Genomic DNA, 13297 nt, shown 5'->3' with positions numbered 1-13297 from the left:
ACTGGAAGAGTGGGTGAAAGTTATGAGATTGGAAATCATCGCTACTTGTATGGATGATGCTCTGACGGCTGAGGCGAATGGCGCAGATCGTCTTGAGCTTATTACTGCCATTACGGAAGGTGGATTAACACCAGGAATAGGGTTGGTGGAGCAGGTAGCCAAATCAGTTAGCATTCCTGTCTTTGTTATGGTCCGTCCGCACAGTCGATCATTTAACTATTCCAAGGATGATATTTTGACCATGGCTGCAGAGATCAGGCAGATTGCAGCCAGTGGTGCTTCGGGAGTTGTTCTTGGCGCATTAACACCGGAAAAAAAGATCGATGAGCATGCGCTTGAAATATTATTGCCGTTGACAGATGGCTTACAAGTAACCTTCCATCGTGCTTTTGACGAGCTGGAGGACCAAATTGCAGGTTATCGGACGCTTTGTAATTACCCGCAAATCACTCGTATACTTACCTCTGCTGGACCAGGTCCGGCACCTGAAGCCATTCCCGCTATGCGTAGGCTAGTAGAGGAATCAAGAGGTAGTTCGATAAGTATTTTGGCTGGAAGTGGTTTGAAGCCAGAAGGTATTACATCGTTTATTCAACAGACCGGAGTCACAGAAGTACATTTTGGATCGGCTGTTCGTCATGGCAAAGATGCTTTGTCGCCAATCGATCCAGTAGCCCTGCGGGCGTTAGCTAAGAATATTCATTCGAACGGCTAATAATAGATAGTGAAAAGGTGAATGGTTATGCATAAGGCTGAGAGCTATGTAGTAGGAATTGATTTAGGCGGAACAAAAATTGCCGCAGCATTATTCGATTCAAAGGGTACCATGTTGAATCGGGAATTAATGGAGACAGCTGGCGCGCGCACCGCAGAAGAGGTGGTGCAGCGAATGATCGGAATGATCCGCTCTGTATCCGAAGGGCGACCGCTGATTGGAGTCGGACTGGCTTCACCTGGAGCTGTGAATAGCCAGGATGGAATCGTAATTCACGGTACCAATCTTCCTGAATGGGATAATGTTCCACTGAAACATTGGATGGAGTCAGAACTTGGCATAGAAGTGAAGGTGGTAAACGATGCGAACGCTGCGGCTTGGGGCGAGTATGTAAGAGGGGCTGGTAAAGGCTCGAACAACATGGTGTATGTTACCTTCAGCACAGGAATTGGAGCTGGAATTGTTATGGATGGTGAGCTACTGCTCGGAACGAACTCATTTGCAGGAGAACTCGGTCATAATATTATTGACCCGAACGGAACGGAATGTAGCTGTGGAAGATATGGATGCTGGGAAGTATTTGCTTCGGGTACAGCGATTCGGGATATGGCACTGCGGAGTATGGAGAGCAGAACGTCGATGATTACAGAGCTGGCTAGTAGAAGTGGTGAAAAGATTAATTCTCGGCACGTCTTCGAAGCGATGGCACTAAAAGATCCGGTGGCTGTCGAGGTGATTGAGCGAACGATTCATTATATGGCGATTGGATTAGCTAACGCGGTACATACGTTTAATCCTGATCGCATTGTAATTGGTGGAGGTGTAAGCAAAGCTGGTGAACTACTGTTTCCAGCGCTGAGAGAGAAAACAGAGGAACTTGTCATGAAGCCGTATAAAGGAACTTATACTATTGAATCAGCAGGTCTGAGGGATGATGTAGGTCTTATAGGCGCTGCAGCATTATTTCATACCGTCTAGACTATCTGAACTATTTATCAAAGCTAGCAAACGGAGGGGCTGAAGAGATGGGTACAAGAGAAGAAAGAACGAGATGGTTCTTACAGGATAGATTCGGTATGTTCATTCATTGGGGATTATATTCCATTCCAGCACGAGGTGAGTGGATTCGTGGAAACGAGCGAATGAGTAGAGAGCATTATATGACGTATTTCGATGAATTTGACGCATCTCGATATGACCCGAAGAAGTGGGCCAGCGCAGCAAAAGCAGCGGGGCAGAAGTATGCGGTTCTTACGACCAAACACCACGACGGATTCTGCTTGTTTGATAGCAAGCTAACAGATTTTAAAGCGACTAACACGCCTGCTGGACGTGATCTCGTTCGAGAATATGTAGACGCTTTCCGGGCGGAAGGTATTGCTGTAGGTCTGTATTACTCTATTATTGATTGGCATCATGATGACTACCCTGGATATGGTGATAAAGCGCATCCTGATCGGGATAACGAAGCGGCTAAAGACAAGCCGATTGATTTTGATCGATACTTGGAGTATATGCATGGACAAGTGAAGGAACTGTTGACGAATTACGGCAAAATCGACATCATGTGGTTTGACTTCTCCTACGACAATATGACCGGAGAGAAATGGAAAGCAACGGAGCTAATCCGTATGATTCGCTCTATCCAGCCGGATATTATTATCGACAATCGTTTGGGTGGGAATATCCGCGCGGCCGAGCCAGAAGAATATGCTGGGGATTTCTTTTCTCCAGAGCAGATCATTCCTCCCGGTGGCATTGTTGACGTGAATGGTCAATCCATTCCATGGGAAGCATGCATTACTCTTAATGATAACTGGGGTTACCATTCCGAAGATAAAAATTATAAATCAACCCAGCAGGTGATTCGCTCAATGGTCGAATGTATCAGTAAGAATGGCAACCTCCTCCTTAATGTTGGACCAGATGCTAAAGGTGAAATGACACGGGAATCACTGGTTATCCTTGACGAAGTTGGGGAGTGGATGCGCCTTAATGGCGATAGTATTTATGGATGCGGGAAGTCTTCGCTGCCTAAGCCAGAGTGGGGACGTTATACGCAAAAGGGCAACAAGTTGTATGCGCACGTCTACGACCGTGGAATTGGCCCGATCTATTTCCAAAGCTTGAAAGGGAAGATTAAAAAGGCTAGATTACTACGTGATGGTACCGAGCTAAAGGTGGAGGTGCCGTGGATGGCTGAGGAATATTCGGATGTTGACGGTGGAGCGTTTATTACATTAAAAGGGGCTAAGCTTCCCGACGAGATGGATACGGTTATTGAGCTTGAGCTTCTTTAATTAAACCAGATAGAGTGTCCCATAAGTCATGAATGGCTGCTGGGGCACTCTATTTTTTTTATTTTGATTCGATAATGATTACGACATATACAAAGCACCAATCTGACACAGATGACCCTAATCGCAGTATTATTGCATTTTTTGGGATGTTAACGGATCGGTGCTGACTGACACTGTGAAAGCTGTTGAAGCAGGCAGCCAACGAATCAGAATACAAAGCGGCGATTCTCCAAATAACAGGAGAATCGCCGTTCTGTGAATACTAAAGGCGAGCCTTGCGGAAGCCTTCATATATATTGAGAACCGCAACTAAAATCAGGCAAGCAATTCCCCCACCTACTAACCCCGTTTCAAATTGATTAGCTGAAGTTGTTAATAAATTAGACATGTAGTTAATGAATTCTTGGTTAAATACATTCGGATTTATAAGGATAATAGCGAATACAATAAGCACTAAAAGCTCGAGGCCCGTATTACATAATGCTAATTCTCTAGTCCATTGTCTCTTGATTAATTTATATATAGTTAATGCGACTTCTAATCCGATCACAATAAGAATAATAGGCCAATAATCAAGTAACACATGCTGATTAAAAGCTGGGGCTACGAAGTTAAGTGCGCCTTCACCGCCTCTATAGACTCTGATCAGGTGTTCAGCATTAAAATAAACAGTAGCCCAAATGGCAGTCCACAGTAAACTTCCGAACACTTCGAAGCTTGTAATTGCTTTTTTCTTATGGACAAGCGCGATATCCTTCAAATCATCAGGAGTCCATTTCCTTAATTTTGTAGTAAGTGGATGACCTTCCTTTCCTTTATCCGCCCGTTCGATAATAGCGAACACAACAGTTATCCAAAAAAAGACTTGGATTCCTACTTCAAGGAAGGTTCCAATTCCTCTACTTATAACTGCAGTAACAATATCCGCAACTGTTTTATCTCCGCTATAGCCAATCAAGTAATCAGCAACCAGAGCGATTAAAGAAACAACTACAGCGATTGGTATAATCATTTTTAACAACGTAACATATAAATCGAAATAGCGTGGGCCGATGAGATACATGGGCTGATCGCGATACTCACTAGCTAAAATAGCGGGATTGCCCAATTTTGTAAGGACGGCTTTTACCTCTTTTTCGTCATAATCATCCGGTAACATATCCTCGATGGTAGATCGTAATTCGAGAGCGATATCCTCCCGATTTTGTTCCGGTAACCTCCGAGTCACTTCATGAATGTAAATCTCAATTAGATTCATGGTCATCCTCCCCTTGTAATAGGCCGTAGAGCTCTTTCGAATTCTTAAGCCATTCTTCCTTTAGCTGTAAAAAAATTTCTACGCCATAGTCACTTAGAACATAATACTTACGGGGTCTGCTCTCGGATGTGTCCCAGCTGCTCGTCACTAATTCCTGTTTCTCTAATCGGCGAAGTAATGGATATAGGGTGCTTTGATCGATGATGATGCTGGATTCCTCCAACAATTGAACGAGCGAATATCCATACTGGGGTGTTCGTAATTGACTTAAAACGGCTAGCGTTAACGTACCTCTTCTAAGCTCTGTGATTAAAGAATTTAATAAAGTACTCATTCACCCACCTCATTATTTAAAATATAAGGATTTATAATCTCTTATAAATTGTTCTTATATTTTAGGTTTAAACGCTTGCTGTCCTTGAGAGGACGTCGAAGCCGCTTATACTTACTATGTGTCATACAGTATTTGATCTATACTATGCATCATACACTATTGTTGTTCCAACATCAATTGAATAAAATAATCTTCTGAGAAATAAATAAGAAAATTTTTCTATTTTGTGAAGCAGTTTGATTAAAAGGAGGTTGTGAAATGATTCCATTTTTTAGTGACATCCCTAATGCTTCTAAAGGGGAGGTAGTTGAACCGGTTCATAGGGGGTGGTCAAAGGGAAGTTACTAATATGCTGAGCCGAGCGGAGAGTGTTCTGGAGTGGTATGATGATTTTCAAACCTATATTCCGAAGTGGTATTTGGCAAGCGTGTAGGATTTTTACTGAGCTTGACTCCTTGTCAGTTTACTAGTATACTCATATTAACAAATCAATTAACACATAAAATAAACAAACGATGGACGTGACCAAATGAGAAACAATGGATTCACTGAAGATAACCAATTAAGCTTATTGATCTGGTTGCGGCTGGTTAGGGTATATGAGAATAGTAACGATCTTTCCAATGAATTCTTGAAGCAATTTAATTTAACAGTTAATCAATTCGATACCTTGGTACAAATATTATTACATCAGCCTGTAACACAGATGGAAATTGCCGAGCATCTAACCATTACTAAAGGTGGGGTATCCCATATGCTTGGCAGATTAGAGAAAGAAGGATGGATTGAACGCAAACAGGATTGGAAAGTGAAGTACATTACTTTAACGGAAAAGGGCCAAACACTTATTGAGAAGGTACTGCCCTTGCAATCGGATTTCCAAGCCTCGTTATTCGATCCACTGACAGATGAGGAGAAGAAAGTGTTTTACAGCATGCTTAAAAAGATTCATCGCCATAGCCAAGATGAGAATCGACTCCCGCGAGGTGTTCAGTAGTATCGCAAAAGCTTTATTGATAATAAAGCTTACTTTTTTACTCATCAGTATACTAGTAAACTTAAATTCAACAAAACTCATTAGGAGGTTTTTAAAATGAAACAACAACCCATAAACGGACAACATCATGTGTCTATGCTTACTAAGGACGCTAAACAAAACTTATGGTTTTATACAGAGGTCCTGGGACTGAGACTTGTAAAGAAAACGGTCAATCAAGATGATCCATCCATGTACCATCTATTTTATGGAAATCGTAATGGTGCTCCTGGAACCGAAGTATCTTTTTTTGAAATGCCAAATGCAGGTCAGACCCGCAAAGGGACGAACAGTATTAGTTCTTTCTCCCTTCTTGTTCCTAGCGATGAAGCCTTGTCATATTGGGCTAGTCGATTAGATTCTTTTGAAGTTCCTCATGAAGCGATAGTAAGTATCGGGGAACGTAAGTCGCTTACTTTTTATGATAGAGATGAATTGACGGTCCATTTAGTATCGGCTGAAAAAGATAACGGTATCGAGCTAGTTGAACCGTGGATTACAGAAGACATCCCTCCAAAGTATGCCATCGTTGGGTTAGGACCCGTTGAATTGACTGTACGTGAGGCTGGCCGCACAAAGGCGGTTTTGGAAGATATCTTGGGCTATACACAAGTTCGGACAGTACCCTCCATGGGTGATTCCAAGAATATGGTAGATATATATGAAACGGGGAAGGGTGGTTTATACACCGAGCTCCAGGTCAAAGAAGTAAATGACAAAGATCGGGAGAGACCGGGTAAAGGGAGCATCCATCATGTGGCTATAAGAGTGAAGGATGTCGAAGAACTAACCGAATGGGCCTCCAAGATCACTTCTGCAGGCTTTAAAAATACAGGGGTCATTGATCGTTATTACTTCCATTCCTTGTATTTCCGGGATCCGAACCATATTCTTTTTGAGCTTGCTACAGATGGCCCGGGATTTGAGATTGATGAAACTTTTGACGCGCTAGGAGAGAATTTGACCTTACCTTCATTTCTGGAAGAACGTCGTGAAGAGATTGAATCGAAGCTTCATCCTATCCGCTAAACCTAATACAACTATGAGAAGAGGACATATCATGATGGAACAATATAGAATCGATGAGAAAAAAGGGTTGGAGCTAGGTTTATACACGTTAGGTGATCACACCACAGACGCCTTAACAGGAAAAGCAATTAGTGAACGACAACGGATTCAAGAGATCGTAGCGGCTGCCAAATTAGCTGAGGATGCTGGATTAGATGTATTTGGGGTAGGCGAGAGTCATCAACCGAAATTCATTACCTCAGCTGCCTCGGTTGTCCTTGGAGCCATTGCAAATGCAACCGAACGTATAAAGCTTGTCAGTTCAGCAACTGTACTAAGTACAGCAGATCCTGTACGTGTATATGAGGACTTTGCAACATTGGATTTGTTATCAGGCGGTAGAGCAGAGATTGTTGCTGGACGTGGATCGCGTCTCGGGGCCTATGAACTTTTTGGTTATGACGTAAGAGATTATGAAGAATTGTTCGAAGAGAAAATTGAATTGCTCATGAAAATAAATGAGTCCGATCGCATAACGTGGGAAGGGAAATTCCGCCCTGCATTAAATGATATGGAAATCTTCCCTAAGCCCTTAAATGGAAAGTTACCAATTTGGCGAGCGGTTGGGGGACCTCCAGCAAGTGCAATTAAGGCGGGAAGAATGGGAATCCCGATGATGCTGACCACCCTTGGTGGACCGTCATCTGCCTTTAAAGGTTCTGTAGACGCGTATCGTATGGTTGCTGCAGAGTCAGGGTTTAATCCAGCAGACCTTCCCATCAGCACAACTTCTTTAATGTATATTGATCCGGACTCACAAAAAGCATTCCGCGATTATTATCCATATATCAATCACTTGATGAAAGAGCTTCGTGGGTCTTACTATCCGAAAGAACAATTTGCGGAAGCGATGAGTGTGAGAAATGCACTGCTCGTGGGAAGCCCGCAACAAATTGTGGAGAAGATCCTCTATCAACATGAGATGTATGGCCATAATCGTTTTCTAGCTCAGATTGATGTCGGTGGGTTACCTTATGCTCAAGTGGAACAAATGATTGACCTGTTCGCATCTGAAGTAGCACCAGCCGTAAGACGTGCTACAGCTAAGAAATAAGAAAGAGGGGATAGTATGAAGATCATTGGGATTTCAGGATCCATTGTTGGATCGAAGACTAGAATTGCTGTACAGCAAGCACTTAACAACATCACAGAAAAGCATCCGGATTTCGACGTAGAACTAATTGATCTAGGAGATTATAAGCTGGAATTTAGTGATGGACGCAGCTACATGGATTATACAGGTGATACCAAAGTTGTTCTGGAGAAAATCATGGCCGCCGATGCATATATCATTGGCACCCCAGTTTTTCAAGCTTCGATTCCAGGAACACTTAAGAATCTATTTGATTTACTCCCGGTTAATGGGTTTAAGGATAAAGTTATCGGTATTGTAGTAACTGCAGGTTCTTCAAAACATTACTTAGTGGCAGAACAACAACTGAAACCGATCCTCTCTTATATGAGAGCGGTGGTGGTTCCTAAGTATGTTTTTATTGAAGAGAAACAATATGACCGGAAAGTAATTGTGGATGATGATATTATTTTTAGACTGAATCGACTAGCTAATGAATTGGTGAATACCACGAATGCGATGCAGCAAGTGAAGCAAGCGGAAGAAGCAGCGTTTTTCTTTTAAAAAGAAGGGCTCTGTTAAGAAAATACCTTCAGTCTGTAATATAAAAGGGTACTTTATCCCTAACGTTGTATTTCGTGCAACAGAATGGATCCAATAGAAAGGGGATCTGAATTCTGTTGCATTTTTTACAATTAAATATAGGTTAAAACTCTTTTTTGAAGGTTTTCAGCAAATTCTAATGTACGAAGTGCAACAGAAACCTTTTTTTGAGGTCTGTATATGACTTTCTATTGCACATTATGCAATGGAATGGAGTTCATATTCTAATTTAATCTCGTATTTCAATAGAATCAATAGTAATATCGACATAGACATGAGCAAGAACTTAACCATTTTGTTAAATAACTGGAAGTATATAATTTGAGGATTCATTTCTGAAAAGGGGGAGTAGTGTGACGAATAATCTTATTGCAAATAGTAGGTTGTATAATCAAATGATTGCAGGCTCTTTACATCACACACCAGAGCAGGTCGTGAAAAAAATGGGGGCTATGCAAGCGCAAGACTATATGCAGGCGGTTTGGGCCATCGGACTACGTTCTCCTGCTACGAAATTAGCTGATATAGAGCGTGCAATCGCTGACCGCAAGATTATTCTTACTTGGACGCTGCGAGGTACGCTTCATTTCGTCCCAGCAGAAGATGTAAAATGGATGCTACAGCTATCTGCACCGCGTTTAGCATCACAAACGAAGCGGCGAATGGCTGAGCTTGGACTTGATGATCAGACACTGGAGCGCTGTAGAAAAATTATTGTGGATGTTCTAAAGGGCGGGAAGCAAATGGATCGTTCGGTCCTACTTCAGCTAATAGAAGAGGAAGGCATCTACTCGGGGAATCAACGCGGTTATCACATGCTCTGGAATAGTGCCTATCAAGGACTGATTTGTTTTGGTCCGATGAATGGTAAACAGCAAACGATTGTATTGTTAGAGGAATGGGTGCCAGATTGCCGAGAGCTATCTTACGAACAATCGTTGCAAGAACTCGCCTTGCGGTATTTTACAGCCCGTGGATTAGCGACCGTTCAGGACTTCGCTTGGTGGGCAGGCATAACCCTTACAGATGCCAGACGAGGGCTAGAATCTGTGAAAAAAGAACTTCAATCGACAGATATAAATGGCAATGAGCATTGGATGTCTAACCATCGAGTAGTTTCAGCGGATGAAGAGTCAGGTATCTATTTACTTCCAGGTTTCGATGAGTACATTCTTGGTTATAAAGACCGGAGTGCTGTACTTGAACCTGAGACGGCTCCTTTAATTGTTCCTGGCAACAACGGTGTTTTCCTGCCTATGATTGTTGTTGGTGGCCAAGTTATAGGTACATGGAAACGTTCGATTAAGAAAAAAGGAATTGAGATAGTCATTCATCCATTTAGAGAACTTGGAAATGCTGAAGAAGCTGTGTTTAAAGCTGCTGAAAGATATGCTGCTTTTATCGGGCTGCCGATACTCAATTTTAGTGTGTCTTCTACATTGACATGAGAATGAAAATATCGTTCAGGGGTGAAGATCAAGTTCATGAATGAGAGCGAGTTAAGGTGCTTTATAGAAGACGAATACATATGGAACAGGTGCAGGCACTAACGCACTTATTAGCCCCTGAAAGTTGATTTTTCAGATAGTTCTGATAAGAACGCAACCCGGCAGGTGCGACCTGCCGGGTTTATTCATAAATCTAATTGACTATATGAACTAAATTCGTCTAGCTAATTCTGCACCCTCCCAAATAGCATTAAGCGCTCTGCGAGCTTGTACTGCATCCCCAATTACATGATAAGGAATGGAGCTTTCCTCCAAGAAGTTCTGAAGGGGTTGCTTGTTTAGGGCGCGTGATCCTACTGCGATTACTACATAATCGGCTGGCAGGCTGAGAAGCTCCCCATCTTTTTCAACCATCACGCTATTCTTTTGGATCGTCATGCACTTGCTGTTGGTCATTAATCTAACACCGTGGCCATATAAGCTTTCCATTACACAGATTTTACGAAGGATACCCAGATCATTTGCTACATCGGTTTGCATTTCTACAACAGTGATTTGATTTCCGCGTTCGACCAGGAGCTCAGCGACCTCGAGACCGACCAAACCCCCTCCAATAATAACAACTCGACCTTCAGGATGAGCTGTTCCCCATAATACATCATGTGAATTTACTACATGACTACTCAAAACACCTTCTACTGGAGGAATAATCGGGGCTGATCCGATTGCAAGAATGACTTCATCCGGACTGATTTCTTGAATAAGCTCTGGAGTAACCTCCGTATTCATTCGGATTTCTACACCTTCACGTTTAGCCGTCTCACCCATATTCAGAGCAGCCGCGGCCATTTCTTCTTTACGCGGTGCGGCACCAGCGATATAAAGCTGTCCGCCTAGAATGTCATTTTTTTCGCATAAAATTGGAGAATGCCCACGACGTTTCAGTGTGATTGCTGCTTCTAATCCGGCTGGCCCACCACCGGCTATAAGTACTTTTTTTGGTGTGCTCGCTCGCTGTAATTCATATTCACTTTCTCTTCCGGTAGCAGGATTAAATACACAGCTGATGAAAGGCACCTTCGGATTTACGAATCCATCGAAGCAGCCTTGATCACAACCCACACATTTAACAATGGTGTCCGCGCGTCCAGCTAATGCTTTGTTACAGAATTCAGAATCTGTCAATTGAGCGCGGCCAATAGCTACGAAATCAGCCAGTCCTTCGGCAATAATTCGATTAGCAATAGCTGGATCATTAATACGACCTACAGCTATAACTGGAATGTTAACCACGGATTTAATTTGTGCTGCGTTATCTACATTGAAGCCCACAGGTAAATCGATAGGTGGTACTTCATATTTAATAGCTGCGCCTGCTGGAACTCCGCGCGATACATTAATCGCATCAATACCAGCATCCTCAGCGAGCTTCGAGAAGAGCTTCATATCTTCCAGTGTAAGTCCGCCGGGAAGATCCTCGATAGCAGAGATTCTCATCAAGATAGGGAACCTGGGTCCAACGGCTTCTCGAATGGCACGGATACAAGCGAGCGGAAAGCGACAACGATTCTCCCAGGAACCGCCGTACTCATCCTGACGGAAGTTCATCGCTGGGCTTAGAAATTGTTGTGGCAAATAACCATGACCAGCATGGAATTCTACACTGTCAAATCCAGCTTTTTTCGCACGTGAAGCAGCATCTGCGTAAGCTTGAACCATCTCACTAACTTCGTGATTCTCCAGCTCTCGGGGGATATGTGTTACACCCTCGAAAGGGACAGGGGAGGAGGAGACTTGAATCAGGTTGGGAGTTACTTTCCCTCCATGCCATAACTGAAGACAGCTTTTGCCGCCTGCATCACGAATAGCATGAGCCAATTGGGTCATACCAGGAATGAATTTATCATCAAATATGGCTGGAGCATCCTCAGAAGCAGCCGTTGGGTGAACGGTTGTTACTTCAACTGTATTTAAGCCGTTACCTCCTTTTGCGCGTGCTACATGGTAATCAATCAAGCGCTCGCTGACATACCCACCCGGAGCATTCATTTTTGTTCCCATGGCAGGCAAAATGACCCGGTTCTTAAGCTCCATATTTCCTATCGTACCTTTGCTGAACAAATGTGCGAATTCCATGCTATAACTTCCTCTCTATATATAGGTTAAAAATAATTAGGTTATTTTAACCTATACTATCGAACGGAACGATAAAAGTATGTGCATAAAATCACGAAGTATTTGGCACAAATGCAGTCCTTGAGGTAAGATAAGAAAATGACCGGAAATGAAGTCCGGTAGTTCGGAGGATGAATATGGATATTGAAGTCTTGATTCTGGCTCAATTAATGAAAGGGTCAAAACATGGTTATGAGATTAAAAAAAATATCATTTTCGTAATGAGTAACGATAAAATCGTTAATAATAATTCGCTGTATCCGAAGCTGAAATTGTTTGAAAAGCGAGGTTGGGTGATTAAAAAAACGGAAATGCAGGAAAACCGGCCTAAACGGTATGTGTATTCCATCACAGCCGAGGGTGAGGAGCGGTTTCATATCTGCTTGAACGAATTTTCACTGGAGACTATTCGTATTGATAATGAATGGTCTATTCGTCTTGCTTATTATGAGCTACTGGATCAGGAGGCCCGCCGAAGATTACTTGATTACAGAGAGACTTACATGAAAGAGAAGCTGGAACATTTACAACAGTTATCCCTAGTGGTTGGGAACGGTGAAGATTTGGATTACTCTGAAGAGCTATATTTTTATACCCGAAGTATGGTATTACATGAGCTAGAGTTAATCCATGAGCTTTCCCATAAACTGGACGCCTTGGATATGCATTGATCCGTATCTCGCTGTCGATCATCATTGTAACTGAAATTAATGGAGAAGGGGGTTTTCCTTGAGAAAAGTATACTTATTAACCCTTGGTCTTGTACTCCTGTTTATTTTTTCAGCCTGCGATCAAGAACAGGCAAGTGATTCTGTAATTAAGGAAGTAACGGTTACATCCAAGGGGAGAGTCATTCAATCTGTCTTAAAGCCACTTGAAAGGAACACTAATTCAGAAGAAGTTAATGTATCTTTCCAAAGCCTTATGGCTGAACCGGATGTTTCAATTCCCTATGTGAAGCTTGGAGAAATCATAGAAATCGAATTTAGCAATACAGCCCCAAACAGCTACAAATTGACAGATTATATTTTGAAAGATAATGGCACTTTAAAGTATAAAAAAGAAACAGCAGAGCCGGTAAATGTTGAATGGGCGGATAAGACAGCTACTTTTAAGCTCGATTCGAATATGGCGGCTTTTCTTAGTTCAGATAGTAAGGATTATGAATCAGGGGCAACTATACGGGGATTTAGACTGACAGGCGAGTGGCTAGACCAGACTAAGGAAATCACGTTTGTTATTCGAACAGATGCTAAGTAGGTATGGAGATCATCATAGTGTATATGGG

General features: G+C 42.5%; 14 protein-coding genes. 11 read left to right on the top strand and 3 right to left on the bottom strand.

Going from position 1 to position 13297, the window contains the following annotated elements:
- The first annotated feature begins 22 nt into the window (after nucleotides 1-22).
- The 3 genes from NSS87_RS20795 to NSS87_RS20785 are packed head-to-tail and all read left to right on the top strand — an operon-like array spanning nucleotide 23 to nucleotide 3015.
- On the top strand, nucleotides 23-715 hold the full coding sequence (locus tag NSS87_RS20795) for a copper homeostasis protein CutC (RefSeq protein ID WP_076300524.1): 693 nt from the start codon (nucleotides 23-25) through the stop codon (nucleotides 713-715).
- A 27-nt stretch (nucleotides 716-742) separates the two neighbouring features.
- On the top strand, nucleotides 743-1693 hold the full coding sequence (locus NSS87_RS20790) for an ROK family protein (RefSeq protein WP_143764145.1): 951 nt from the start codon (nucleotides 743-745) through the stop codon (nucleotides 1691-1693).
- 47 nt (nucleotides 1694-1740) lie between these two features.
- A complete protein-coding gene (locus tag NSS87_RS20785) occupies nucleotides 1741-3015 on the top strand; it encodes an alpha-L-fucosidase (protein WP_339242511.1) in 1275 nt (424 codons plus the stop codon).
- Nucleotides 3016-3277: 262 nt separating this feature from the next.
- On the opposite strand, the gene NSS87_RS20780 is transcribed toward NSS87_RS20785, so the two are convergent.
- Both NSS87_RS20780 and NSS87_RS20775 read right to left on the bottom strand, forming a co-directional pair.
- On the bottom strand, nucleotides 3278-4273 hold the full coding sequence (locus NSS87_RS20780) for a hypothetical protein (protein WP_339242509.1): 996 nt from the start codon (nucleotides 4271-4273) through the stop codon (nucleotides 3278-3280).
- Nucleotides 4260-4607 (bottom strand): PadR family transcriptional regulator, encoded by a 348-nt coding sequence (locus NSS87_RS20775; protein ID WP_042189902.1) that lies wholly within the window; start codon nucleotides 4605-4607, stop codon nucleotides 4260-4262. Before NSS87_RS20775 ends, NSS87_RS20780 begins: the two co-directional genes overlap by 14 nt.
- 307 nt (nucleotides 4608-4914) lie before the next feature.
- Here NSS87_RS20775 and NSS87_RS20770 point away from each other — a divergent pair, with 307 nt between their 5' ends.
- From NSS87_RS20770 to NSS87_RS20745, 6 genes are all read left to right on the top strand, one after another.
- A complete protein-coding gene (locus NSS87_RS20770) occupies nucleotides 4915-5040 on the top strand; it encodes a hypothetical protein (RefSeq protein WP_269321764.1) in 126 nt (41 codons plus the stop codon).
- A 96-nt stretch (nucleotides 5041-5136) separates the two neighbouring features.
- Nucleotides 5137-5604: a MarR family transcriptional regulator gene (locus NSS87_RS20765; protein ID WP_042189900.1), complete on the top strand. Its 468-nt coding sequence runs from the start codon at nucleotides 5137-5139 to the stop codon at nucleotides 5602-5604.
- Between the two features lie 96 nt (nucleotides 5605-5700).
- Entirely contained in the window at nucleotides 5701-6672 is a 972-nt protein-coding gene (locus NSS87_RS20760) for a ring-cleaving dioxygenase (protein WP_339242505.1), read from the top strand.
- Between the two features lie 31 nt (nucleotides 6673-6703).
- Complete coding sequence (locus NSS87_RS20755) at nucleotides 6704-7765, top strand: LLM class flavin-dependent oxidoreductase (protein ID WP_197071232.1); 1062 nt, start codon at nucleotides 6704-6706, stop codon at nucleotides 7763-7765.
- 15 nt (nucleotides 7766-7780) lie between these two features.
- Entirely contained in the window at nucleotides 7781-8347 is a 567-nt protein-coding gene (locus tag NSS87_RS20750) for an NADPH-dependent FMN reductase (RefSeq protein ID WP_042189896.1), read from the top strand.
- Nucleotides 8348-8739: 392 nt separating this feature from the next.
- The gene (locus NSS87_RS20745) at nucleotides 8740-9834 is read left to right on the top strand and encodes a winged helix DNA-binding domain-containing protein (RefSeq protein WP_339242502.1); all 1095 of its coding nucleotides are present in this window, start codon (nucleotides 8740-8742) and stop codon (nucleotides 9832-9834) included.
- Nucleotides 9835-10044: 210 nt separating this feature from the next.
- Here NSS87_RS20745 and NSS87_RS20740 read toward each other — a convergent pair whose 3' ends face one another.
- Nucleotides 10045-11970: an FAD-dependent oxidoreductase gene (locus tag NSS87_RS20740; RefSeq protein ID WP_339242500.1), complete on the bottom strand. Its 1926-nt coding sequence runs from the start codon at nucleotides 11968-11970 to the stop codon at nucleotides 10045-10047.
- A 176-nt stretch (nucleotides 11971-12146) separates the two neighbouring features.
- On the opposite strand from NSS87_RS20740, the gene NSS87_RS20735 reads away from it, so the two are divergent.
- Both NSS87_RS20735 and NSS87_RS20730 read left to right on the top strand, forming a co-directional pair.
- On the top strand, nucleotides 12147-12680 hold the full coding sequence (locus NSS87_RS20735) for a PadR family transcriptional regulator (protein WP_052404357.1): 534 nt from the start codon (nucleotides 12147-12149) through the stop codon (nucleotides 12678-12680).
- A 58-nt stretch (nucleotides 12681-12738) separates the two neighbouring features.
- Nucleotides 12739-13269 (top strand): hypothetical protein, encoded by a 531-nt coding sequence (locus tag NSS87_RS20730; protein WP_076286585.1) that lies wholly within the window; start codon nucleotides 12739-12741, stop codon nucleotides 13267-13269.
- Nucleotides 13270-13297: the final 28 nt, after the last annotated feature.

The sequence above is a fragment of the Paenibacillus sp. FSL F4-0243 genome (genome assembly GCF_037963295.1).
Taxonomy (GTDB): Bacteria; Bacillota; Bacilli; order Paenibacillales; family Paenibacillaceae; genus Paenibacillus_AQ.
The sequence above is the reverse complement of the archived record's forward strand: the minus strand, read 5'-3'. Positions and strand labels throughout refer to the sequence as shown.

Bases quoted from the DNA above. Each gene is read 5' to 3' on its own strand.
- NSS87_RS20790 (WP_143764145.1), top strand. From the start codon at position 743: ATGCATAAGGCTGAGAGCTATGTAGTAGGAATTGATTTAGGCGGAACA.
- NSS87_RS20740 (WP_339242500.1), bottom strand. From the start codon at position 11,970: ATGGAATTCGCACATTTGTTCAGCAAAGGTACGATAGGAAATATGGAG.
- NSS87_RS20780 (WP_339242509.1), bottom strand. From the start codon at position 4,273: ATGAATCTAATTGAGATTTACATTCATGAAGTGACTCGGAGGTTACCG.
- NSS87_RS20775 (WP_042189902.1), bottom strand. From the start codon at position 4,607: ATGAGTACTTTATTAAATTCTTTAATCACAGAGCTTAGAAGAGGTACG.
- NSS87_RS20785 (WP_339242511.1), top strand. From the start codon at position 1,741: ATGGGTACAAGAGAAGAAAGAACGAGATGGTTCTTACAGGATAGATTC.
- NSS87_RS20760 (WP_339242505.1), top strand. From the start codon at position 5,701: ATGAAACAACAACCCATAAACGGACAACATCATGTGTCTATGCTTACT.
- NSS87_RS20795 (WP_076300524.1), top strand. From the start codon at position 23: ATGAGATTGGAAATCATCGCTACTTGTATGGATGATGCTCTGACGGCT.
- NSS87_RS20735 (WP_052404357.1), top strand. From the start codon at position 12,147: ATGGATATTGAAGTCTTGATTCTGGCTCAATTAATGAAAGGGTCAAAA.
- NSS87_RS20750 (WP_042189896.1), top strand. From the start codon at position 7,781: ATGAAGATCATTGGGATTTCAGGATCCATTGTTGGATCGAAGACTAGA.
- NSS87_RS20765 (WP_042189900.1), top strand. From the start codon at position 5,137: ATGAGAAACAATGGATTCACTGAAGATAACCAATTAAGCTTATTGATC.
- NSS87_RS20755 (WP_197071232.1), top strand. From the start codon at position 6,704: ATGATGGAACAATATAGAATCGATGAGAAAAAAGGGTTGGAGCTAGGT.